The sequence below is a fragment of the Streptomyces sp. 4N124 genome (assembly GCF_052245395.1).
Taxonomy (GTDB): Bacteria; Actinomycetota; Actinomycetes; order Streptomycetales; family Streptomycetaceae; genus Streptomyces.
Window position 1 is genome coordinate 56,360 of sequence record NZ_JBQQBS010000021.1, and the last position, 23,149, is coordinate 79,508.

General features: G+C 65.2%; 19 protein-coding genes and 2 pseudogenes. 16 read left to right on the forward strand and 5 right to left on the reverse strand.

Features of this window, described 5'->3' with window-relative positions:
- The first annotated feature begins 170 nt into the window (after nt 1–170).
- From ACTWQO_RS22105 to ACTWQO_RS22130, 6 genes and pseudogenes are all read left to right on the forward strand, one after another.
- Nucleotides 171–506 carry a hypothetical protein gene (locus ACTWQO_RS22105; RefSeq protein ID WP_443239060.1) on the forward strand — a complete coding sequence of 112 codons (336 nt, stop codon included), beginning with the start codon at nt 171–173 and terminating at the stop codon, nt 504–506.
- Nucleotides 496–1,416, forward strand: a complete 921-nt coding sequence (locus tag ACTWQO_RS22110) for a hypothetical protein (protein WP_443239061.1) — start codon at nt 496–498, stop codon at nt 1,414–1,416. Before ACTWQO_RS22105 ends, ACTWQO_RS22110 begins: the two co-directional genes overlap by 11 nt.
- A gap of 824 nt (nt 1,417–2,240) precedes the next feature.
- On the forward strand, nt 2,241–3,617 hold the full coding sequence (locus ACTWQO_RS22115; RefSeq protein ID WP_443239062.1) for an AAA family ATPase: 1,377 nt from the start codon (nt 2,241–2,243) through the stop codon (nt 3,615–3,617).
- A gap of 114 nt (nt 3,618–3,731) precedes the next feature.
- Nucleotides 3,732–3,929, forward strand: a complete 198-nt coding sequence (locus ACTWQO_RS22120) for a hypothetical protein (RefSeq protein ID WP_443239063.1) — start codon at nt 3,732–3,734, stop codon at nt 3,927–3,929.
- 836 nt (nt 3,930–4,765) lie between these two features.
- Nucleotides 4,766–5,067 (forward strand): annotated as a pseudogene (locus tag ACTWQO_RS22125) (hypothetical protein); the annotation flags it as partial.
- A gap of 977 nt (nt 5,068–6,044) precedes the next feature.
- Entirely contained in the window at nt 6,045–6,737 is a 693-nt protein-coding gene (locus ACTWQO_RS22130; RefSeq protein WP_443239064.1) for a hypothetical protein, read from the forward strand.
- Nucleotides 6,738–7,448: 711 nt separating this feature from the next.
- Here the strand turns inward: ACTWQO_RS22130 and ACTWQO_RS22135 are convergent.
- Nucleotides 7,449–7,625 (reverse strand): annotated as a pseudogene (locus tag ACTWQO_RS22135) (hypothetical protein); the annotation flags it as partial.
- A gap of 390 nt (nt 7,626–8,015) precedes the next feature.
- Between ACTWQO_RS22135 and ACTWQO_RS22140 the strand changes: the two are divergent.
- Entirely contained in the window at nt 8,016–8,654 is a 639-nt protein-coding gene (locus ACTWQO_RS22140) for a PASTA domain-containing protein (protein ID WP_443239065.1), read from the forward strand.
- 753 nt (nt 8,655–9,407) lie between these two features.
- On the opposite strand, the gene ACTWQO_RS22145 is transcribed toward ACTWQO_RS22140, so the two are convergent.
- Nucleotides 9,408–12,614 carry an AAA family ATPase gene (locus ACTWQO_RS22145; protein WP_443239066.1) on the reverse strand — a complete coding sequence of 1,069 codons (3,207 nt, stop codon included), beginning with the start codon at nt 12,612–12,614 and terminating at the stop codon, nt 9,408–9,410.
- A 208-nt stretch (nt 12,615–12,822) separates the two neighbouring features.
- Between ACTWQO_RS22145 and ACTWQO_RS22150 the strand changes: the two genes are divergently transcribed.
- From ACTWQO_RS22150 to ACTWQO_RS22190, 9 genes are all read left to right on the forward strand, one after another.
- Nucleotides 12,823–13,542, forward strand: coding sequence for a vWA domain-containing protein (locus ACTWQO_RS22150; protein ID WP_443239067.1), 720 nt, complete (start codon nt 12,823–12,825; stop codon nt 13,540–13,542).
- 186 nt (nt 13,543–13,728) lie between these two features.
- Nucleotides 13,729–14,484, forward strand: a complete 756-nt coding sequence (locus tag ACTWQO_RS22155; RefSeq protein ID WP_443239068.1) for a protein phosphatase 2C domain-containing protein — start codon at nt 13,729–13,731, stop codon at nt 14,482–14,484.
- A gap of 8 nt (nt 14,485–14,492) precedes the next feature.
- Nucleotides 14,493–15,359, forward strand: coding sequence for a hypothetical protein (locus ACTWQO_RS22160; RefSeq protein ID WP_443239069.1), 867 nt, complete (start codon nt 14,493–14,495; stop codon nt 15,357–15,359).
- A 159-nt stretch (nt 15,360–15,518) separates the two neighbouring features.
- A complete protein-coding gene (locus ACTWQO_RS22165; RefSeq protein WP_443239070.1) occupies nt 15,519–16,052 on the forward strand; it encodes a hypothetical protein in 534 nt (177 codons plus the stop codon).
- Nucleotides 16,053–16,103: 51 nt separating this feature from the next.
- Entirely contained in the window at nt 16,104–16,283 is a 180-nt protein-coding gene (locus ACTWQO_RS22170; RefSeq protein WP_443239071.1) for a hypothetical protein, read from the forward strand.
- Between the two features lie 557 nt (nt 16,284–16,840).
- Nucleotides 16,841–17,194, forward strand: a complete 354-nt coding sequence (locus ACTWQO_RS22175; protein ID WP_443239072.1) for a hypothetical protein — start codon at nt 16,841–16,843, stop codon at nt 17,192–17,194.
- Between the two features lie 39 nt (nt 17,195–17,233).
- Nucleotides 17,234–17,476: a hypothetical protein gene (locus ACTWQO_RS22180; protein ID WP_443239073.1), complete on the forward strand. Its 243-nt coding sequence runs from the start codon at nt 17,234–17,236 to the stop codon at nt 17,474–17,476.
- A 221-nt stretch (nt 17,477–17,697) separates the two neighbouring features.
- Nucleotides 17,698–17,985, forward strand: coding sequence for a DUF1932 domain-containing protein (locus tag ACTWQO_RS22185; protein WP_443239132.1), 288 nt, complete (start codon nt 17,698–17,700; stop codon nt 17,983–17,985).
- A 162-nt stretch (nt 17,986–18,147) separates the two neighbouring features.
- Nucleotides 18,148–18,867: a hypothetical protein gene (locus ACTWQO_RS22190; protein WP_443239074.1), complete on the forward strand. Its 720-nt coding sequence runs from the start codon at nt 18,148–18,150 to the stop codon at nt 18,865–18,867.
- A 91-nt stretch (nt 18,868–18,958) separates the two neighbouring features.
- Here ACTWQO_RS22190 and ACTWQO_RS22195 read toward each other — a convergent pair whose 3' ends face one another.
- Genes ACTWQO_RS22195 through ACTWQO_RS22205 form a run of 3 tightly spaced genes read right to left on the reverse strand, consistent with a single transcriptional unit; the run spans nt 18,959 to nt 23,124 of the window.
- On the reverse strand, nt 18,959–19,216 hold the full coding sequence (locus ACTWQO_RS22195) for a hypothetical protein (protein ID WP_443239075.1): 258 nt from the start codon (nt 19,214–19,216) through the stop codon (nt 18,959–18,961).
- A 22-nt stretch (nt 19,217–19,238) separates the two neighbouring features.
- Entirely contained in the window at nt 19,239–22,346 is a 3,108-nt protein-coding gene (locus ACTWQO_RS22200; RefSeq protein ID WP_443239076.1) for an SUMF1/EgtB/PvdO family nonheme iron enzyme, read from the reverse strand.
- 28 nt (nt 22,347–22,374) lie between these two features.
- Nucleotides 22,375–23,124 carry an SDR family NAD(P)-dependent oxidoreductase gene (locus tag ACTWQO_RS22205; protein WP_443239077.1) on the reverse strand — a complete coding sequence of 250 codons (750 nt, stop codon included), beginning with the start codon at nt 23,122–23,124 and terminating at the stop codon, nt 22,375–22,377.
- Nucleotides 23,125–23,149 lie beyond the last annotated feature (25 nt).

Genomic DNA, 23,149 nt, shown 5'->3' on the forward strand with positions numbered 1-23,149 from the left:
CAGCACATTGGGCTCGTGACCCGCTTGAAGCGCAGTGCTCCGATATGTCACTCTTTGGAGCATTAGACGCGAAACGCGGGGGCCTTCCGGGGCCGCGCACCATCCCAATCGCGTGAAGACTGGGTCTCTCCTGTCAGAGGGCCCTGATCGAAGTGCGGATGGTGCCCTGCATGGCCCTCACCTCTGAACAACGTCGTCTTCGCGCCGCAATCGCGGCGCACACCCTGTGGGCGAACTGCCCGGACCGTTCTGCCCAGACCGCGCCGGCCAGGACTGCCTTCCTCCAACGCTTCGAGAGGCAGGTCGACCCCGACGGCACCCTCGCGCCGGAGGAACGCGCTCGCCGCGCCGAGCACGCCCGCAAGGCCTGGTTTAAGCGGCTTGCGCTTGCTTCCTCCCGCGCCCGCGCCGCGCGTAGCGCTGGGCGCTCCGAGGTGCCCATCTCTGGCATCACCGACGAGGGTAGTGCGCAGCTGTCGCAGGGCGGTGACCGCGATGCTGCCTGAGATCGAGGCCGCCTACCGCGACCGTGCCCGGCAGCTCACTGACGAGATCAAGACCACGCTCACCGCCGCGTGGGATCTGATCATGGAGGCGTGGGAGACGCGGGCTTGGGTTGCCCTCGGCTACGACTCGTGGGACGACTACTGCGCTGAGGAGTTCGACTCCGCCCAGCGACTCCGGCTGCCCCGCGAGGAGCGGGCGGGCATCGTCACCTTGATGCGGGCCGCCGGCATGAGCCATCGCGCCATCGAGTCGGCGACGGGCGTGAGCCGCGAGACCGTGCGTCGTGATCTCTCAGGTGACACGGTTGGGCCACCAGGGAGGGGCAAGGTCGAGGTCCGCGACGCCCCCAACCACAGCGCCGACGTGTTGCCGATCTGCGGGACGGCAGAGGGTCACGGAACCCCGACGAAGCCGACTGCCGTAATCGGGCTCGACGGCAAGACGTACCGGCAGGAGTCCCGGAACGCGAAGCAGGCCAAGACTGCCGAGGCCAGCAGGAAGCGCAAGGAGACCCTCCGCAAGAAGGAAGAGGCCGAGCGCGCCGCGCGTCTTGCCGACCAGAAGGCGGGAGGGTTCGCCGCCGATCTTGCCACCCAGCTCCAGTCCGGCGAGAACCTACCCGGCGAGGAGACCAAGTACGGCCTCTTCCCCAGGGTCACAGTTTCCGATGCCGCCGAGGCTTGCCGCGCCGCCGTCAAGGCTTACGAGGAGCTATTGGCGGCAGCTCGGAATGTCCCCGACCTCGCCGATGCCGAGGATTCGTTCGTCTCGGATTTGAGCGGTGAGCTCACCCTCCTCAAGGCGAGGGGTTCCGCACTCCATTGGCACGCGGAGGAGTTCACGGAGGCCGCGGCGGACCTTGCCCATGCCCTGCGAGCAGGCGAGTTCCCCCAGTGTGACGACAGCTGACCCCAACTCGCGCTGCCGCAGAAGGAAATTCCAGCGACGGACCATGCAGGACAACAGGAGTGACGCCCGGACGGGGAATCCGCAGCCGGGCGTCGACAACTCCATACGCGGGGGCGCGAAACCTTCCTGCCCGGCGTGGACGTTATGGCGTGCTCAGGGCGACGGTGGCCAAGCCAACCCTCGGTTCAACGGCGGCCCGTACAAGGCTGGGACTGAAAGGGCCGTGCCCCGGTCATGTGTCCTGTGGTGCAGGATCCCCCTTAGATCTCACCCAGGCCAGGAACGATCGTTTACGCAGGAAGCGATTCATTCGGCCCGACCAGACGCCGGTGAAGTGAATTCCCGTCCTGGGCTCCGTTAAATTATCTATAATTACAGAGCGTTGCTATATGGGGGCATACGCTCACGAATAGTGAAAGTGTACGGATAGGTGTACGGGGGAGTACGGCGATCAAGGAACGCCCAGGTCGGGGGATGTGCGGGTAAATGTAATGGGGTGTATGCCCAAGGATACGTCTAGGTGTACGTATCCACCCCCTCCCGAAGGGGGTGGTATACATCCGACATCTAAAGAATCTTGAAAAAATATCCCGAGGCGCTTTACCTAAGCAAAGGCGACGGCTATAAATGATGGTTACGGGCCGAACCCGGCAGCTCTGGCCGGCCTAACAAGTTCATGGCGAATACCCGCACGCCATGGCCGGACTTATCCGGCCGACGCTCCACCGCAACGGAGTCTCTGGCCGACGTGCGCAAAGGAAACCGCCATGACAACGTGCTTCAGTCAGCCCGCCGCCCCCGAAGGTGATATCCGTCCCATCTGTATGCAGCACCGGCAGTATCTGCCGTGCCCTTCCAAAGGCTGCGCCGAGAGCGCTTATGCCCCGCCGTCGGAGGCGACGAAGAATGACGAGTACGGCGGCCATTCCGTCGGTGTCTACTTCGCTCTGGTCGACTACTGCGCAGCCATCCGTAACACCGAGGAGCGGCAGGAGAAGGCTCAGAAGTTCTTCTCCAACGACGCCGACTATGTTTCCTTCATGCAGGTCGTCCAGGTGCAGCGGGACAAGGGCGACATCGACCGCCAGAGGGAGCTGGAAAGCTACGCCGACGAGTATGCGCTGAAGGACGAGGCCAAGGAGCTGGCCAAGCAGCGCCGTGAGGACGCCCTGCGCGCCGCCTTCGGGGTTGCGGAGCAGTCTGTGGTGTCCGGTGCCGACTTCATCCTGAACAGGCCAGAGACTCCCGTTGCGGTGTGGGGCGACGGCGACGACGTCCTCCTGGCCCAGGGCGAGGCCTTGATGCTCGTCGGCAAGGGCGGCGTGGGCAAGACAACCGTCGGCGTCCAGTTCCTCCGCGCCCGCCTGGGCATCACAGACAAGGCCATGGGCTTCACCGTCCAGCCGAGCAAGAAGAGTGTCCTCTACCTGGCCTGTGACCGTCCCGAGCAGGCGGCACGGGCGATGGCTCGCGTGTTCACGAAGGACGACGCCGCTGTTCTCGACCGCCGGCTGAAGGTGTGGAAGGGTCCGCCCCCGTTCGACTTCGCCCAGCACACCGACGCGCTCCTGAACATGTGCCTGGAGGCCGGGGCGGACACCGTCATCATCGACTCCCTGAAAGACGTCGCCCTCAACCTGTCCGAGGACGGCGTCGGCTCCGCCTATAACCGGGCCCGTCAGCTTTGCCTGGTCAACGGCATCACCGTGGTGGAGCTGCATCATCAGGTGAAGCGCGGGGCGAATGGCGCCACCCCGAACAAGATCGAGGACGTCTACGGCTCGACGTGGCTTACGGCCGGCGCCGGCTCTGTCGTCATCCTGGATGGCGAGGCAGGCGATCCCGTCGTGAAGTTCCGGCACCTGAAGCAGCCGATCAACGAGATCGGACCGCTCGACCTCTACCACGACCACGAGACCGGCGTCTCTACCCTCGGCGAGAAAGCCGACCTGGTGGCCCTGGCCCAGCACACGGCCATCACCCGCCTGGACGCGGCGCGGGCCATGTTCGACACCGACAAGCCGACGCCGGCCGAGAAGCAGAAGGCGACCAGAGCACTGGAGAAGCTGGTGAAGTCAGGCCAGCTCAAGGTGATCCACGGTGGCGTCGGTGCTGCCGACACTTACTATCCGGCCCTGGCGTTCGTGCCGAAGCAGGCCGAGGCCGAGACCTACCAGCAGGAAGAACTGGACGCCCCCTAGACCGGGCCGAGGGAGTGTTGCGGCTTCCTATGACGCCCGCGCGAGCCCCCCGCTCCCGGTTTCCGGCGGGGGGCAATCGTGCCCGCTCTTGGTTAACGGAAAGGAATGATCCAAATGGCCATCGAAGAGCTCCGCCAGGCGCCCCATCGCTCCAAGATCCATGACGCCGCCATGAACCCGGTCATCGCCGCGGAGCTCCGCCTGCTGCATGAGACGGCACCGCTTGAGGAACTCATGGAAGGCGTCCTCCACCATCAGAGCCAGCAGGCGGTCGAGGCCAATTGCGCCATCTGCCCGAGTGAGCCCCACTAGGCCCACTCCTAGGAATCGAAGACGGGAGGAAGGGCTCGCCTAGGTTTTTGACCCGGGAGAGAGAAAGCGAGGGCGGGGTCGCAGGTGGGTGCGCGTAACGCCCGGGCGGCACCTACCCCCCTACCTCCCTCAGAGGGGCGAGGAACTTCGCCGGATTCACGGATTCCTCAGGACGCTGGCGGCCAGGTCGGGCCGAGCCCCACACCCACATGCATCAGACTCAGTTCAACGACCTTCTACCGAAACAGATCCCCACCTAAGCGCCGGCAGCGCCGCATCAGGGGACCTCACCGGAGACCCGACGGCCGGGGGCGGCCAGGCATCCGCGCGGCCGGTCGGTGGAGGTCGGACGGACAGCGGACGCCTGCCAACGACGAAGCAGCTCGCATCCGCAGCCGCGAGGGGAGGGTAGGCGACACGGGCGGCGACTGCGGTTGCGGCGTCGCATCGCACGACGAACGCATGGAACGGATCGCACGGCCATCGGAGGCGATAAATATGCTCAGTGAAATCGAACTCATCCATCTTTGGCGACTACGTGCGGCAAGCACTGAAGTGCGACATCGACGAAAGGAGAATTAATTCGAAATCGAAAGTCTCGAATTCGGACAGTAATTCAATTAACTTTGAAGGCAATTCAACGAATCATTCATCCAATGACGTGAACGACAGAGAATGACACATGGTCAGCGTTGGAGACATGGTCAGTTCGGGCGTAGCCATGGTATGGCCACATCGGTAGTGATGTGGGGGTGGGTGCTGCGATGGCGATGGCAGGTACCACTACCAAGAAGACTCTGCATTCGTGCTTCAAGTCACACCTCAAGGTGAAGCGCAAGGGGTCCGGGGCCGACTGGCCGATGCGCGGCCACCGGATCCGGCTGCTCGCGCAGGCGTGCGCGGGCAATACGACGGTGGAGTCCTGGCTGGCCGCCGAGCCGCACAGCGACGACGCGCACGTGCTGCGGGCGGCCACGGAGACGGCCCGGGCCTTCGGCCTGGCGATCTCTGCGGGCCGGGGCGCGCGCCGGTCGACATGGAGCGCCTCGACACCGCGGTGCTGGCCTGTCAGCAGGCCGCCGAGGCGTATCCGGAGGATCCGACCCCGTGGAATCAACTACCTTGCCCACGCCGCCTGCCTCGCCGGCACCACGGGCATCGCCATCGCACTGCTGCGGACACAGGGAACCGTATGCCACGCGAACTCCCTGGTCGTACACGCGAGATTTGGAAGCCAGGCGAGGCCGTGGGTGTCGATGGCCCACGAGCGGTCGATTCCGTGCAGCCGGATTCGTGGCGAGGGTTCACGGGGAGCCTTCAGGCTGTCGGCTTCGGGGCGTCTCGGGCCGTCGTCGACCACGGTCGCCCGTTACGCGCTCGGGGACGGCTCCCGGTTCGGGCTCACGTACGTGATCCCGAGCGTGGACGAGCTGATGTTCCTGGCTATCGCTGCCCGTCTGCTGTCCGAACGAGCCCCGCGTTCCCCCGCGACTGTCAGAGAGGGCGTCGTACGCCGCCTGCCATGTCTGAGCCTGCTGAACCTGACGTTCGCCGCCCTGGACCATCCATCAACTCGTAGTGCACGAAGGGGTTTTCGCGCCGATCCGTGAGTTCCCCGCGGAGTCCCTCTCAGTGCAGGCGTTCGTCGACCCGGACGGGCATCATGCGATCCTGCACGGCAGGCCAAGGGCATGTCCGACATGGCCACCGCGCCGTACTACAGGGACATCAGGGCCGACTGTCCCCGGCGGCCGGGAGGACATCCCCCTGGGCCGGGGCCGCGGGGAGGCGCAGGCCGCGGCCCAGGCCTGCCCCTCGCCCGGATCCGCCTCGTTCGACCGTCATCCCCGTAGCCAGGCTCGACTCGCACCGTGCGCAGTGCCGTACTAGCGTTGGGTTTGTCACCGGACATCGCAGAGGTTCCCCATGACCGGGACCCAACCACCGCCTCCCCCGGACCAGCCTTCGGGATGGACAGGCACGCCGCGGGGTGCGCACAATGCTCCACCCGATGAGGGCAGGCTGCCGGGCAGGGGCTGGTTGCACCCGCCGGGCTACGGCTCCCCGCCCCGCAAGAGTCGGGGCCGCGGCTGCCTTGTGGGCTGCCTGAGCGCCTTGGTCGCCGTCCTCACCATCGTCGTGATCATCGTCGTATCAGTCGGCGACGCGACCAAGCTCACCCGCATGCCCGCCACCCCCGATGCCCCGGCGGCGTTCCGCCCGACCCTGTCGGCGGCTGCACCGACTCCGAGCGAGCCCGCGCCTATCCGCCTGAGCGGCAAGGGTCAACAGGCGACCGAGACCTTCACCGTGACCGACGGCTTGGCCGTCTTTCACTCGACCTGTTCCGGCTGTGAGGCCAACTTCATCGTCGAACTGCTCGATTCCTCCGGTCAGCTCAAAGACCTCCTGGTCAACACCATCGGCGCGTACGACGGCTCCCGGGCACAAGGGCTGAGCGCGGGCCGCTACCGCCTGAGCATGCAGGCGGATGCGGCCTGGACGGTCACCATCACCCAGCCACGCCACGAGAGCGCGGACAGCCTCCCGCATATGTACCAGGGCAAGGGCGACCAGGTCGAAGGTCCCTTCACCGCCGACCACGCCGCCACCCTGCGCGGCGAGCACCACGGTCAGGAAAACTTCGCCGTCACCGTGCTCGACACAGACGGGGACCTGCAGGACCTCGCCTTCAATGAGATCGGCACATTCCGCGGATCCACCGTCACCCAGATGATCAGCGACGGGCCCTACTACCTCAACATCACCGCAGACGGGACCTGGACCCTGCACGTGTCCCGGCCCTGACAGACAGGCCACCCAGCAGCAATCCGGACGGCGGCGCCCCCGCGGCTCACCAACCGTCACCCTCGGGACCGCAGCTGAGCGACCAGAAACCGCGGGATCCGCGAGGCGAAGGCACCAAGTAGCGCGCAGTAACGGATGCCTGCCTGCTGTGATCTAGCGTCCGCGAGAACCTGAAAACGTCACGCTGCCAGGCCATCGCGAAGGGAAGCATCAGGAACCCTCCCACGCAAGCCCGCCGCTCGGCCTGCGACTCACGGTCGCCCCTCGATCCCCTCGGCCAGCTGACAGCACACCCCGGCGAGCAGCTGGCGGATGCCGTCGGCCCGTCGACTTGTGCGTGGCGATCCGCCGTGATGCCCGGGCAGGGTTGTCGTACCGAGCCTTGATGCGTCGGCACGGAGCGGGACTCCGCTCGGTCAAGGCCGCGTTGAGTCGGTCTGACAAAACGGCAGTGCTGGCGATGCTCGGCAGCGCTGTCACCCTGGCCGGTATCGCCCGCTTCGCTGTCGATGTCGCGCCCGACGTACGAGAAAGGATCCCGCTGCGCGTATGCCGCCCGCGCCCCCCTGGGCCGTCTGCTCTCCCGGCTGGCCAGCGTGGCCCTCCACGACGTCGTGGCCGCCGGCTCGCCCGGCACGCGAGGAGCCCAGCTGACCTTCCCAGACGGCGCCACCACCACAACCGGGCCTTCCGGTCGATGCCGGAAGGGTGTCACTTGACCGCAAGAGCGGGTTCGAGGTCGGACCTGCCTGCCGGCTGCCGGGAGTCGACGTGATGCCTGAACAGTTTGCTGGGCCACCACCACATCCATCGCCCCTCGTCCAGGGTCAGCAAGGTGACCAGCACCGAGCGGACGATCATGGTATCCAGCGGCACGCCGAACGCCATGACGCTGAGGACGAGCGCGGTGCGGATCCACACGATCCGCGGTCGGCCGGAGGCGGCGGTGCCGACCCGGGCTGCACCAGCCAGAAGATCCAGCGGCCCGCAGAGGACCAGCAGGGCCAGGCCCTGGTGGGTGTGCGGTGGTGGCCGCGGCGCTGGCCAACGTGATCAACAACCCGCCCGCGGTCTTCGCCCTGCTGCCACTCATCGCACCACGAATCGCTGTGCCGCGAAGAGGATCCGGCCGATGAGTACCCAGTGGGCACGCAGCGACCAGGCAGCGGGCTATTGTGAAACCTGAACATTTTGTCGCATAGACGACATATGCGCCTCATGAATCCCGCAGATCACGCAGGCCAGCCCCTCGCCAACGCAACGAACCCTGGGGGGATCATGCACACTCGCGTACGCATCACACTCGCCGCGGCCTGCCTCGCCGCGCTGGCCAGCCTCAGTGCCTGTGGCGGCAACGGCACCACCACTGACGACGAGCCGACGGGAACCCCGGACACCACGACCAGCGCCCCCGCCGACAAGCCCGGGCCAACGCCTGAGTCCGCATCTCTGCCGGACATGATCGGCAAAGGGCTGCAGTCCGCGCAGGACCAGGCCCAAGACGCAGGCTTCTACAACCTGACCTCACACGATGCCCTCGATCGCGGCCGAGAGCAGTTCGACGACCGCAACTGGAAAGTCTGCTTCCAGACCCCAGATCCCGGTCAGCACCCCACTAACACCAAGGTCGACTTCGCCAGCGTCAAACTCGAAGAGACCTGCCCCGCCACCGACCAGGGCACCGAGACCGAGACTGCCGGAGCGACGATGCCCGACTTCAAGGGCAAGTCCGTCAAGGTCGCCCGCGAGGCCCTCGACCCCAGCACCAGCATCACCGTCAACGACGCCTCCGGCCAGGACCGCATCATCGTCATCGAGTCCAACTGGAAGGTCTGCTCCCAGGACCCCGCCCCCGGCACCAAGCTCCAAGGCCAGCCTGTGACGCTCAACGCGGTGAAGTTCGAAGAGTCCTGCTGACACCCGCCCGCTGACGGGTCCAGCATCGGCGTCAAGGCCGCCTCTGCCCGCGCCGACCGTCGCAGTCAGAATGAGGGGCCAGTCATGTTGTACTGATCGGTTCCGAACAGGTCGAGCAGGACTGGGGTGAGGATCTCCTGCTCGCCGCGGAGGGGTCTTTCTCGTCTTCGGCGGCAGGCGCACCGAGCCATCAGCGATGATGTTCCTCTCCGATGAGCCCTGTCTGCACCAGCAGGTTCCCCCGCCTCCGCGAAACGAAGATCCCCCGCTCCGCCTGGCATCGGACACGGGCGTACGTTGCCGAAAACGTCGCCCTCATTCGGATCACCGGAAAGCACGACGCCTTGCGCGCCCGCGCGGATCTCTGCCCGCACTCCGGACAGGCAGCCGAAACCGCCAACGACCACACAACAGACGGACCTTGTGTCCTCGATTGATACCTGCTTGACCTGCACCCCGACACCCGGGACGCGTACCGCATCCATCACACCCAGGTGATGCCCACCCATCCGCGGTCGCCGCGCACCCCAAATCAGCGACAGAGCCTAAAACTTGAGCCAGAAACGCAACTCGTGAACAAAGCCACTCCCAAGTTAGCGTCTTCTCCTCCGCATTGGCGGTTACGTCGACCAACCCTGGGACATTCCTCGCGGCCGTAGGCTGAGGCACACGCCCCGCCTGTTTGTCCCGTGCGACCGAAGGGATGTCCATGCCGGATCTGCCCGAGAATAAGGGGTTAAGGCGACGCGGGGTTCAGCGGGACGTGCCCCACAGGCTTCGCATCCCCAGTTGCTCGGCCTGCTTAGTGATCTCCCACAACTGCTTCCGCGCTTCGACGGTTCTTCCCGGAAGGCAAGTACGAGTCCGGGCAAGGTCGTATAGAGTCCGCAAATGCAGCGCCGCATAGCGACGGTTAGTCTCGGCCGCCTGCATGAGGAGGGCTTCCGCCGTTTGTGGGTCACCTGCTCGTAGACGAGCCAGACCAATGAAGCGGCGTTTGTCGCCGAAGAAGAGCGCGGGCCATCCAATCACTACCGCTTGATCAGAATGGGCTTCCAGCAGACTTGAAAGTTGGTCCCCCCAGCGGCACAGGGCCTTCGGCGGCCAAGAATTCTCCATCGCAGGGTGGCTGATGAGGAGGGCTCCTAGAGCCAGGATGCCGATGCGTGCTGGCCCACGCTGCAGGCGATTAAACGTGTCGGTTTCCTCGATCACTTCATTTACGATCTCTGCTGCAGGTTCGGGCATCTGTTGCTCGGCCCGGATGATGCCCTGCGCTAGTCTCCATAGGATGGCGTTGCCAGGCGTGATGTCGCGTAGGGTCGCGTCGATGAGTTCGGCCAGTCCTTCGATCTGCCCCTCCTCGATCAGGCGCCATCCGGTCTGTGCCATCACGACTTCGGACGCGAACCATCCTCCCCATCCGGCGCTGAGCTCATCTGCTCTGCGGGTAAAGGTCTCGGCCTCTGTGAACTTGCCACGAGCTAGGGCGTGCATCGCAGATAGGCCAGCTTGTTGGAAGCAGATAACTGGTGAGGCCGTTCGCTGCGCTAGGCCGTTGTACTGCCTCATTTTTTGTTCTGCTTGTTCTGCCCTGCCCAGTCGGAACAGATCGATAGTCTGCTGAAGTATGCTTTCTGCCTGGTGGTGCAGCGATTGAGCGCGAAGCGCATGATTGAATGCCTGCTCTGCATGAGGGAGGAGGTCTTTAACGTCGATGTAATCCTGCAGTCCCTCATGTACGCCGATGAGGATCTCCGAACGCGCCAGGTCGTCTGCCACGGCAGGCAGTTTGTCGAGGGCGGCCCGGGCGAGCGCCCAACGCTCGTCCTTACTCTGTTGCTGTGCGAACAGCAGTTGTGCAGATTGCGCTGCCTCCATTTGCGGCCGAAGGTCCGTGCCGGGCGGAAGTGCCTCGATGACTCGGCCGATTTGCTCTATCTCCTGACTGTGATCCAAGCTGAAGGTCCAGCGCAGCCGGCGCATGGGTAGCAGTGCCGCGGCCTCAAGTTGCGGGTCCTTCAAGGACCGAGCAGCTGAGAGAGCCTGTTGGAGCGCGACTTCCGCCTGCGTCCACTCGCCCTCGTATCGAAGGATGTCGGCGTGTGATATGAGCAACTGGACACGCTCACTGCCGCCTGCGTATGTCAATCCCACGCTGTACAGCCTGTGTGCCTTGGCAAGCGCATAGTCGGTGGCGGCCAGCCGAGCGGCCTGGCAGGCGAGTTTCACGAGGTCACTAGCGTCGACAAGAGGGACTCCTGCCGCGACGGCATGTTCAGCGAGTTGGCGGGGGTCACTTCCTATTTCGGTCCGCAAGACAGACAAGGCGCGCGCGTGCAGCACACGTCGTTCTTGCGGGGTACACAGGGCGAGGACGGCCTCGATCCAGTTGTCATGCCGAAATCGTGCATCGTGTGCCACCTTTTGCAGGACGGTTGTTGCTGCTGCTTCGTTGTCGAGGATCTGCACGACCTGCTGAATATCAAGCTGGGCTACCTCAGCGACCCGATGCGGAGCGACTTCGCCGCCCACTGTCAGCACAGCTGCCGCTTTCAGCACTCGCAGAACCTCGGCTGATCGCTGATGCAGGGAAGCCTGCAAGATAGCCAACCCTGTTTCATCGAGTCTGCCGAAGTCCGGTGAGATGCGGCCTCCTGGAAGCCGTGGAGGAAGCTGAACGTTTTCCACCAACTGCGGTCGGCCCTCAGTCAGCATGAGTATTCGGTCGAGTGCCTCTCGGGGCAGACGGGCTCCGATTCTGCGTGCGAGCACGATGTCGATGCCGACGGCGTCCAGGGGAGGCAGTTTGACGACAGAGATCGTCCCTCCTGAGCCGACGTGCCCTCCGGTTGCTGCCAAAGGTGTCCTCAGCGGTCGCCCATCCTCGAGGGCGTCATCCCGCACGGACGCAAGGATCCCAGCTGGGGCTGAAGACAGGCGGTCGGCAAGGGCCAGTAGGAGGTCGTCCGACTCGGAACCGCCACGGTGGGCATCGTCCACGACGAGGACGAGTGGTTGCTGATGGGCAGCAATGTCAACGATCAGCGCAGATACAGCATCGGCCACATGCTCAGGAGGTTGGCTCTCCTGCCGAAGAGATGCCGCATTACGCCTCTCAAGTAGGAGTTCGTCCAGGGTCTGGGCCCACGGCAACAAGGCCGGCGGCGCTAGGCGGCTATGACGTATCTCCTCCCACAGTGGCCGAAGCAGTCGGCGCCAACCTCGGTAGCCAGCTTCCCCGTGCTCCAGCCTGATCCACTCCACGCGAATACCCGTAGGCACGCTGGCGAGCAGCTCCAGCAGCAGGCGTGACTTCCCCATCCCGGCGGGGCCGGACACGAGGGCAAGAGCGCCTCGCCCACCGATGGCATGATCCAGGAAGCCACGCATCTCAGCGAGAGGCTTCTCACGGCAGGGAAAAGGGCCCTCTGGCGGCGCCGGCCGTGCAAGGCGATGGCGTTGTCGCGGCCGGAGTCGTCCCTCCGCCGTCAGGCGGAGGAATTGCCGGACCCATGCGGCCGATGCGTCATCCAGGGTTGCGGCGGCATACCAGTCATTGATCACTTCTTGTGCGGCCTGATAACCCCGACGCTCGAGTTGATCGCGAACCAGCGCGAACCACTCTGCGGGATCTCGCTGCCCTGGCTGCGTTCTGAGCCAGTCACGGCGCCACTTGTTGAAGTCACCGTCACCCTCAGCGATTGGGTGCTTACGCTCGTGAGCAATATCGCGGCATGCCCTCACGAATCCCAGGACGAAGTCGATTGACGGTCTCGTGTCGCCTGTGAGGCAGGAGCCAACGAGAGTCTTCGAGAACCTCTGGTCAGCCGGGAACTGCTGTGATCTTGTCGCCAATTCGGCGTAGGAGGGCGACCCAGCCCGAGCTCGGAGCCCGTTCAGACGTTGGACCAACAGAGCCAGGGGATTCGGCTCTGGTGAGGATGCCTGACCGCCCATGGTCCGCCTCCTGCTCGTACTCCTCTCCAGGCTCCCAGTATCTCCCCGTCAAAGCAGTTGATTCGATGCGTCCAGTTTCATCCAGATTCATCCAGGTAGGCCTGGCGTGTCCCCTTAGCTGCCGCAAGTCTGTCAAGCAGCGAAAAGATCCCGGATGACCCGGCTCCTCCGAGCCCAGACCCCGGGTCCGACTAAAGGGAGGCACCCCATGACCACGATTCACGCCCAGGCCGAGAGGGATGACCGGCCGCCAGTTCTCCCGATCTACGTCGCTGGTGACGTCTCGCTCAGCATGGAGGGCGAGCCGATCCGCGCATTGAACGAGATGCTTGAGACATTCAGGATCGGACTGATCAACAACCCGGAAGCCGGCGACGTCGCCCGGCTGGCCATGCTGTCCTTCAGCGACACGGCGAAGCTGGATGTGCCCCTGACGGACGTCGTGGACATAAAAGCCATGCCGACGCTGACCGCGGTGGCAAGTACCGCGTACGGCGCCGTCTTCGACTTGCTCGCCTCGGACATCCCGTCCTCGGTGCTGGCGCTAAAAGGCGCGGGTCACCGGGTCTACAGGCCTAGCGTGTTCCTGATCACGGACGGCCAGCCGAACGACGACGAAACTTTCCGGTGGGCGGCCTACCAGCGGCTCGTCGCCCCGGAGAACAGATGGCGGCCGAACATCGCAGTCTTCGGGCTCGGCACTGCCGACCGAGAGATGTGCCGGAAGATCGCCCGCGGCCGCGGCAAAGCCTATTTCCCCAGCAGCGGAATGGACGACGTGGCTGACTCCCTGAAGAAGCTCATCCCGGAGATTATGAAGAGCGTGATCAAGAGCACTGGGACGGCGGCGACCGGTGGAGCACCCCAACCGCCCTTCCCCGAGCACGTGCCGGGCTTCGACACCTGCGACCCCCTCGACGAGGTCTGACACATGGGCCGGGAAAGGAAGAAGAGGCGACTCCGTGGCGGCTGCCGGGCCCCAGCGGGCCCCGCAGCCGGCGCCCACGTCAGCGAGCTCCGCAACCCAGGGGAGGCGCCGGTATTCGGCGAACCGCCGCGGCATGAGGCACTCCCGAAGATCACTGCGACAGCATGTGGGACGCATGCGCTCGCCGTGGACTTCGGCCTCCTCGGCGAGAGCGTGGTGGTACGAGCCGCGTCGCTGGCAGGCACCTCGCACCTGCATGAAGGCAAAGCCCGGCAGGACGAGTACTGCATCAGTCAGGTCGGCAACGTCATCATCGCCGCAGTCGCCGATGGGCTTGGTTCAGCGGACTTCTCACACCACGGGGCTGGGCTCGCCGTCCACCGGGCGTGTCACCACGTTCGAACCATCCTCAAGGCCGATGGGAACGTCGAAGCGCTGGGCTTCGAGGCAATCGTTGGGGAACTGAACCGGGAGCTCACCGAGCTCGCGGGTGAGCTCACCGTGGGTCCGGACCGCGTCTCGACAACCGTGGTTGTCCTGGTGGCGGAACAGCGCGGCCCGGACGAGGCGTGGCCTTTCGTGACCGCCCGGGTGGGCGACAGTACAGTCCGGCTGCTGCGCGACGACCAATGGCCCACGATCTTCCAAGACCAGGATGATCACGCCGGACCAGTCAACAACGTCCAGCCGCTGCCGTCCAGCCCTGCCGTCCCGCAGGTCGCCCACGGGGAATGGCACGCGGGGGATGTGATCGTCCTGCTCAGCGACGGCGTCGACGTGCCCTTGGGACGTGGCGCCGGCGCGGTGGGCCGGGAGCTCGCACAGGCGTGGAAGACACCGCCAGAGCCGTTGCAATTCGTCAGCCAGCTGTCCTTCCGGCGCCGTGCAACAGCCGACGACCGCACAGCAGTCGCCTTCTGGCGCCACGACGAGGACGGGTAGGTGGTCTGATGAAGTTCGCTCGCGGTACTGCGGTGGATCTCGCCTCACTGCCTGCGCTCGAGCCGCTGAACGAAGGCGAGGGCGGAGAAGGCACGGTCTATCGCCTCCTGGGCACGCGCTTGGTGTTCAAGAGGTATCACGACGACGTCCGCATCATCCCCGCGGCGATGCAGCGGCTGATCGACTGGCCGGCGTCCCTGAAGGTCCGCGACCGCCGACTCCTGGATGCGCGCGCCGCCTGGCCGCGCAACCAGGTGCTCGACGGGCACCGGACCGTTGGCGTCCTCCTCCCCCTTGCACCAGCCCACGCCTACTTCCTGCGCAGCACCGACGGGAAGCGTGCCCTACGTGAGCTGCAGCACCTGGTCCACGCCGAACGGGCCGTACACGCTGGTGTCGCTCCCATCTGCCTGCAGTACCGGATCAAGCTCATGCAAGATCTGATCGAGCTGCTTCTCTTGTTCGAGCAGCACGAGATCGTGCACGGGGACATAAACGGCCGGAACGTGGTCTGGAGCAAGCCCGCCTGGCGTCGGGGCGGCGTGTATCTCCTCGACTGCGACGGCTGCCAGCTCGGCGATACCCCCGTGATGAGCGTCCGGCGATCCGCTCCCCAGTGGAGGGACCCTGACCGGCCGCAGAGCGGCCCCGATCTCGACAGCGATCGCTACGGCCTCGCCTTGGTCATGGCCCGAGCGCTCGCTCAGACGGAAGTCTTTATCGGCGGCGGCCGCACACACCTCTCGTCGATCTTGCAGCCGCCGTTCGACCACCCAACCTTTAAGGGTGCACTCGCACACGGGCTGGGCTCTCGTCCCAATCGCCTGCGCGCCAGCATTTGGAAGGATGTGCTAGGGACGTTGCCCTCACGATAGGGCCTACGAACCCCTCCTCAGTTGCAGCAGCGCGATAGCAGCGCCCCACCGCCGCCAATGGTTGAAACCATCAAGAAATCATCAACTCGACATGAGCCTGTGCCGGGCGCAGACTTGAGTTAGGTAATCGGTGAGCTGAGCCGCACAGGGAGAAGGGAAATGTCTTATCCCGAATGGGGAGAGCCCGACTTCATATCCCTAGACCTCATAGTGGACCGGGACAATGAAGCGCGTTGCCCGAATCATCCGAAAATCCAGCTAGTTGATTACCGGCTGTTTGACGATGCTGTTGAATCGACCTGGAATCAGTATGGCTTGAATGACTGGAAGGGTACCGGCGATCGTACCCGCGGCAACTCCTTCAACGTCCAGCGCCTTCTTTGCCAGATGCTTCCCTCGGAACGCCTGTGTGCATACCACTTGGGGCGGGGTATGGCGGCAGTGGCTCTTGAGGTCATTGGATTTCCCTGCAACCAGTATGCGCCCCTGGTGGCTCCGATGAGTAGGTTGATGGAGCGGGTCACTATCGATGCACCGTCATCCTACATATCGGAGGCCCAGAAAGTATTCAAGGACTTCATGGAGGCGGAAGCAAGCGGTGGAACCCGTGGGTTTGCTGCTAGCTATAGAGCCACTGAACCTGTCGCTAGGAGGAAAGCCCACTGGTGGCAGAGGATCGGCATCGGGACCTGAGGCCGTTGCCGCATTTCCCACTGCCCAACACCTTTGAGAAGAGGAATCGCAATGAAGAATAGCAGCATCGACGCCGTCCTCGGTAAAATTTCCGAGAAGCCCCCGCTGGTCAGTTATGTCGTATCCGCGATGACCTTTTCTCTTGCGCAAATAAGGAGCGACATCACGGACGAGAAGGACCAGGCCTTGGTCGAAGAGCTGATCGATAAACTGGACACGTGGGAGAAGTGACTAGGTGATCGGCATGATCCATCCTGAAAATGTGAGCGCCATAACCGCCCGTGCTCGAAGTGCTGCACAACGAGCACGCGCGGCAGCCGCGCTCGAGAGACCTCCCGGTGGCCCAATCGCTGAAGCAGCCCGGCGGGCTGCTGTAGCCGCAGCGGAAGCTGCTGCGGCTACGGATGCCGTCAATTCTCGTGTACGCGCTGGCGAGGATCCGGGCGGTGGTCCGTGGGCCCACATAGCCGAGGAGGCGGCCGCCGCCGCGGCAGCAGCCGAAGAAGCTACGCGAATCGTTTGCGATGGGAAGGGGAACCCCCCTCCATACGTAGACGCGACCAAAGCTGCAGAAGCGGCGGCCTCGTACGCGCGCTTCCTCGCTGGCACTGGGGACGCGGGCTGGGCTGAGAAGGCGGAAGCATACGAGAAGCGTGCAAGCACAACCTCCCGCGCTGCGTTCGGGGAAGCCGTTTTCCTACTCTAAGGAATTCCAGCCCCAGTTGCGATCTCGATATGCGCCCAGTGTAATCGCAACCCTTCTCGATTTCTGAGTGTTGGAGCAGGACATGTCTGACGGCGAGCCGCTCGCCATCGTCCCATTGGTGGCCTATAGGTCTGCACCGCCGGGGGCGCACATCGCACAGTGCCAGGGCGAGAACTGCACGTTGACGGCGAGGGAATTGATCGTACCTGGTGCGAAATATGACCGCGTTCCCCTGTCACACATCGGCGCCGTACACCATGAACACGATGCGTCAATATTTATTGACGCCATGGGTTATGGTTTTGGGCTGGAATGCCAATCGGGCGAAGTTCGCGATCAACTCGCCTTCTACATCGCGTATGCAGCCGGGTGCAGCCTATTCGACGCTGATGGCCTTGTGAACATGAAGAAACTAGAGAGGCGCTACCTCGGTTAATGACAGGTTAGAGAATAAGGTGATCGGAAGTGATTCCTTATGGGCGACGACTACGACTCTCTCTCGAGTGAAGAGCTCGGCAAAATATTGATCTTGGCGGATCAGGAGCGAGACGTTGGAACAGTTCAAATAATCGTCCGTATATTGACCAAGCGTCATCCAAAGGTCGAACAGGCACTTGTGGACTGGGCACAGCAGGATCCTGCCACCAGCAAGGAAATATCGGTCGTGGTGCATGAAGCACTGAAAGAGTCAGGGGTTGTCGGCAACGGCTCCATGTGAGACCACTTCCCCCGGGTCAATTGTGGCCTTCCTGGGGCAGTCTGACTCGTTGAGTTAGGCCGGGAGGATGGGTGATCAGCGTGCAGGACTGGGCGGAGATCCGCCGGTTGCATGGGGCCGAGCAGATGCCGATCCGGGCGATCGCACGGAAGTTGGGGATCTCGCGCACCTCGGTGCGACGGGTGGTGGCCAGCGACCGGCCGCCGAAGTACGAGTGGGCTTTGAAGGGTCGATCGTGGACGCGGTCGAGCCGGAGATCCGCGAACTGCTCGAGGTGTGGCCGGATATGCCGGCACAGGCGCGGTCTACGTCGAAGCGAAGGCCGTCTCGCCGTCGCGCGTGCAGAGACCGACTACATCCCCAAGACCGCGGCCCGCGCCTGGCGTTGGGGCCCAGAGCTTGAGGACGCGGCGGCCTTGCTCGCCGACGCCGGGCTCCCTGATGCACGCCGCTGCCGCGGCGCTCACCCGGTGGGACGACAACCGGGACGAGCGAATGAACGTTGTTGAGGCACTGGACGCCCTGCGGGTTGAGCCGAACGTAGCTCATGTGGCCAACCCTTAGCGTCCTCCATGGCATGCGGCCCGCCCCCCGTCCGGCCGCTGCCCGATTGCCGTCCCTTACCCACACTGACCTACTAGACGCGTCGTTGTCGGCGTTTCCAGAAGGGCATGGCGATGGACAACCAAGTGGTTGGCTTCGTGAAAGATTCCGACGATGCCGCTGTCGACGGGACCAACGCACATGCGCCAGGCGGCCCCGGTGTCTGGGGGGAAGGCGTTCCCGGAGTCCTGGGAACCGCGCGGCCAAGCACGCGGGAGATTGGTGTCTACGGGATCAGCGAGTTCGGCCCGGGTGTCAAGGGCGAGAGCCGTGTATCGAACGCAGCCCTTACGGAGGACGTCTCCTTCGGTGTGTGGGGAAAGTCGTGGGGCACAAGGGAAGAGGGTGATGCCGCCGGCGTCAAGGGTGAGGCCGCAAGAGCCCCGGGCGTATGGGGGAAGTCGACGACCAACCCGGGTGTACTTGGAGAGAGCAGGGATGCTGCGGGCGGGGACTTCACGGGGCCCACGGGCGTCGTCTGCACGGGCGGAGGAAGCGGACGGAGGGGCCCCGGGATCCGGGCGTCGTCCGAGGAGGGGTGTGGCGGCGAGTTCGAATCCCCTATGCATGCACAGGTCCGACTCGTCCCGAACGAAGTCGAGTTCGTCCCCGGCGAAGCCGGGCCGAACCCGAAACTGCCCCGGTTCGGGCGTCCGGGAGAGCTGATTGCCGTCACTGACGCGGAGGGAACGTGCTCGCTGTGGCTGTGTGTGAGCCGGCTCGATTTCACTCTGACGGCCGCCTGGGCGCCGGTGCAGCTTGGCGCCACGATCTGGGGCCAGGCCTAAAGGAACCTCGACTGGACCGGAGCGTGCGGTCTCGCCTTGATCGTCCAGGCGACGTCCATCGGAGCCGACCATCCAGACTGCGCCAGATGGTTCATGACTGTTTAGGTGCTGGCAGTCCGGAGCTAGGCGCCGTGGCGCGGACGGTGTCGTCGATCCTCTCCGCGGCTTCGCGCGGTGCCGTCGCATCCGTGTCCACGCGCAGCTCCCACTGAGCCTGCGGATGAGCCGCAAGATCGGCCTGGGCGGCGTCCCACGCGGCCAGCCAGCCCGCCGTGTCGGTGTCGCCCCGCTGTGGTGAGCGCCGGGCGGTGCCGAGCAGAGCTGCGCGCCGGTTCCTAGATCGCTTCAAAGCATCTTGTGCTCCTCGGCTTTTACCGCCTCGCGAGCCGGAAGCCAAGATCGTCATTGCGTACGAAGCATTGCCCCCGCCCCCGGTACGCCGCCCGAGCCCTGTTGTGCCGATGGCGCCACGAACCCCCGCGGCAGACGCGGGTATCGCTGGGCGCATCCGACGGGCGGGCGTCCCGATCGTAGGGATACGGTTCCGGGGCGCTCGCCGTCCACTCGAAGACGTTGCCGGACAGGTCGTCGATGCCTGCGGGGCTCCGTCCCTCGGGGAAAATGCCGACAGGGAGCGTGCCGCGCGCGTGCAGCTCGAAGGTGTTCGACGCGAGCGCCTCGAAGTCGTCCCCGTACGGGAAAACTCGCCCTCCGGCTGACGCGGCGGCCTCCCATTCGTATTCGGTGGGCAGACAGATCGTCTCTCTGGCCACGGCGCTGAGCCAGGCGCAATAGGCCTCCGCCTCGTAGACGGAGATGCCGACGACCGGTGCGCTGGGGTGGGCGAGGAGGCTGTCGTACCAGTACGCCGGTGTGCGTGGCGCCTCCGTGCCGTAGATATCGGTCAGTGCCTTCTGGAGGGCCTCGTCGGTCATGGTCGTCAGCTTCACCATGCTGACGGCCTGCTGCAGGGTGGCCACGCCGGTGCGGAGCATGTCGACGGGGAGTGAGGGGCGGCGGCGCAGGTTGTCGCGCTTCTTGCGCCACTCGTCGGAGATGAGGTCCTGGATGCCCTCGCCGGAGCGCCATCTGCGGGCCTGGGCGGAGTGCCACCATCGGTCGTCTTCATAGCCGCCGGCGGCTATGAAGTGGGCGTACTCGGCGTTGGTGACGGGGTGGCGGGCCAGTTCGAAGGCCGGTAGTTGGACTTCGTGGACGGGTCGTTCGAGGTTGTAGGGGGTACCTGAGGCTCCGATATGGTGGTTGCCGGCCGGGATGCTCGCAAAGTCCGGGATGAGTGCGGCACCGTGAGCGCTCTCGATGCGCGTCAGGCGAGGATCGCCCAGGACACCGAGGATGCGGCCGTAGTGGATGCGCGCCCGCAGGTCCGTCGCCGGGTCGGTGCTGCGGGTGACGAGTGTGTGCGTCACCTCGGGGCGTACGGCTGGGGCGACGCGTACGTCGGGGGCTGCCAGGCAGCGGCCTGCCAGGGCCGGATTGACCGCGAGGACGTTGCGGACGTATGCGTCGGGGTCCTCGGCGAGGGCAGCCGCCATGACGGCCGTCTCCTCCCAGCCGGTGGTCGGCAGGGGCGGTAGCGGCTCGCCGGGGGCTAGCTGGGCCAGAACCTCGGTCAGGGGCGGGGCCACAGCCATGGCCGTGTCGGGGACGGCGAGGCGGGCGAAGTCAGGGGCTGCCGCGAGTTGGCGTGCGGCGAAGAACTCCTGGAGGAGCTGGTGGAAGAAGCGGATGGCTTCTTCGTCCTCGTCGAGGATGCCGGTGTCGCAGCCGACGCGCAGGGATGCCTCCGCGAGGCGTGCTAGCCCATTGAGGAGGTCAACGGCCGTGTCGTAGTCGACGACGACGCTGCCTTTGTCCTCGCCGCGCTTGGCCTCTTGCATCTGATACGCGAGGCGGGTCAGGGCAGGCACGAGGTGGCCTCGGTCCGGGAGCCACAGCGGGTCTCGGACACCATCCCGCAGGCGGCGTTGTTCGCGATCGGTGAGGAGTTCCGGGTCGGCGGTCCGCGGGTTGCCGGAGAGGATCTCGCGTCGGAGTAGTTCGCGGACCATGCCGGCGAACGCGTCGACGCGTCCGACGGGGACCGTGCCCACGGCGCGGACCTGGTTGACCAGCAGGCGCAGCATGTACGGAGTGCGGTAGAACGACAGGGCTCGCGGGTCGCGGTTCAGGGCGTCGTGGACAAGGTCGGCCTGTTCGGGCAGATGGAGGGCGATGTACTCCAGGACCTGGTCGCGGGTCATGGGTTCGAGGCGGATGTGTGGAACGCCGACGTCCTTGCTGCTGAGCATGGCGCCGTAGTCGAGCGTACGACAGGTGAACACGGCCCGGTTTCCGGGGATGTCGCGAACGCATTCGTAGAGGAATGCCTTCCATGCGTCTATGCGGCGGCGCAAGTCGGAGGCATCGAAGTGGGCGAGTTCGTTGAGGCCGTCCAGGAGCAGCAGGAGGCGACCCGACTCCAGGAAGTGCGTCAGCTCGGGCAGGTGCGGGTTGCGCGCCCTCCAGCGGTCCTCCAGCCAGCGGCGTGGGGCCGGCGGTTCGCCAGTGTTGAGACCGTACTCGGCCAGCGAGACGCTGAACGGGATGACCGCATCGGCGGGGCGGGGCACTCCCTCTGCGGCCACATCGAGTTCCAGGCGGCGCAGCAGTGTCGTCTTGCCGGAGCCTGGGGCTCCCAGCAGTACGTATGCGAAGGAGTCGCTGCCGGCGAGAACGGCCTGGAGATCGTCGGTGCGACGGCTACTCGGCGCGGTGACCCAGCGGTCGACGGCGTCGGTGCCTTCGTCGTAGACGAGTGCGAGGCGCACGAAGCGGCGGTCCAGCTGGTAGCGCGGGCTGCACCACCGGGCGTAGCAGGACAGCAGGTACTCGCGCACGCTGCGCGAGGGGTGGTCGCGGATGTCGTGGAGTTGCTGGTCGGTGAGGGCGACGGAGCGATCTGGGTTACGGATGGCTTCTTCGAGCGCGGCGAAGGCGCCCAGCAGCGTGCGGGCCGGGGCGAAAGGGGTGGTGACCACGGCGTCGTCCGGCGAGGCCCCGTCGGGCCATGAGAATGAGCCGTGCAGCGCGGTGACGAGGGCACTCATGCGTGTCCCCCATTCCCCCTCGTCGGCCTCGGCGGTCCATTCCAGGCGCTGAAACGGAACCAGTTGGTAGTGCAGCTCGCAGCCGTCGATGCGCACGACGTGGATGGGCTTGCGGTGGTCGTAGAAGAAGAACCACTCGTTGAAGACCTCGTAGGACTCCGCAGCCTTCGGGGTAAGGAGCACGATGAGCCGGTCGGCCTCGCGTAGCGCCTGGTCGATGGAGGTGGCCCATCGATCGGTGTGCCGGATGCGTTCGGTGTCCACCCAGGCGTCAAAGCCCGCGGCTTCCAGGGCGTCGTGGATGCGCTGCGCGACCGCGGCGGAGTCCCGCTGGTAGGAGATGAAGATCTTCTCCCGGACCACTGTCACACCTTCCCCCCCCGACTTTCTGCTCTCTTCAGCCGCGCCCGAGGGTGAACCCCGCGTCGGCGGTCAGGAGGGTGCCGGTCATGTACGGGGACTCGGCGAGGAAGACGTAGGCGCCCGCGATGTCGTCGGGTGCGATGAACTGGCGCAGGGGGATGATGTCCAACCAGGACTCCTTGAGCGCGTCATCGGTCCGGTCCATGTACGAGGTCGCGACGAAGCCCGGGGCGACAGCGTTCACGCGTACGTTCGGGGCGAGTTCCTTGGCCAGAGTGCGGGTGAAGTTGTTGACGGCGGCCTTGGCGGCGGAATAGGCCATCACACCTTCCCGGCCTGTTGCGTCGAAGCCGCGGATGGAGGAGGTGTTGATGATGGTGCCGCTGCCTCGCTCCTTCATGGTCCTGGCCGCCCGAACCGAGCACAGCACGGTGGAGAGGAGGTTGATGTTAAGCATGCGCAGCCAGTGGTCCTTGGTGGAGTCCAGGATGGGCATGCCTTCGGTGAGGCCCGCGTTGTTCACCAACACGTCGATTGGGCCGAACGCCTCCTCGGTGGTCGTGAAGAGCCGCTCGACGTCGGTGGTGTCGGCGACGTCGCCCTGCACGTAGAGCGCGCTGCCGCCGCTCTCTTTGATCGTCTGGACGAGGGCCTCTCCGCCTGCGACGTCGCTGTGCGAGTTGACCACGACTTTCGCGCCGCGCTCTGCGAAGGCGAGCGCTACGGAGTGCCCGATTCCACGTGAGGAACCGGTGACGACGGCAACCTGACCGGAGAGCGACATGATCTGTCCTTCGTGATCGTGAATC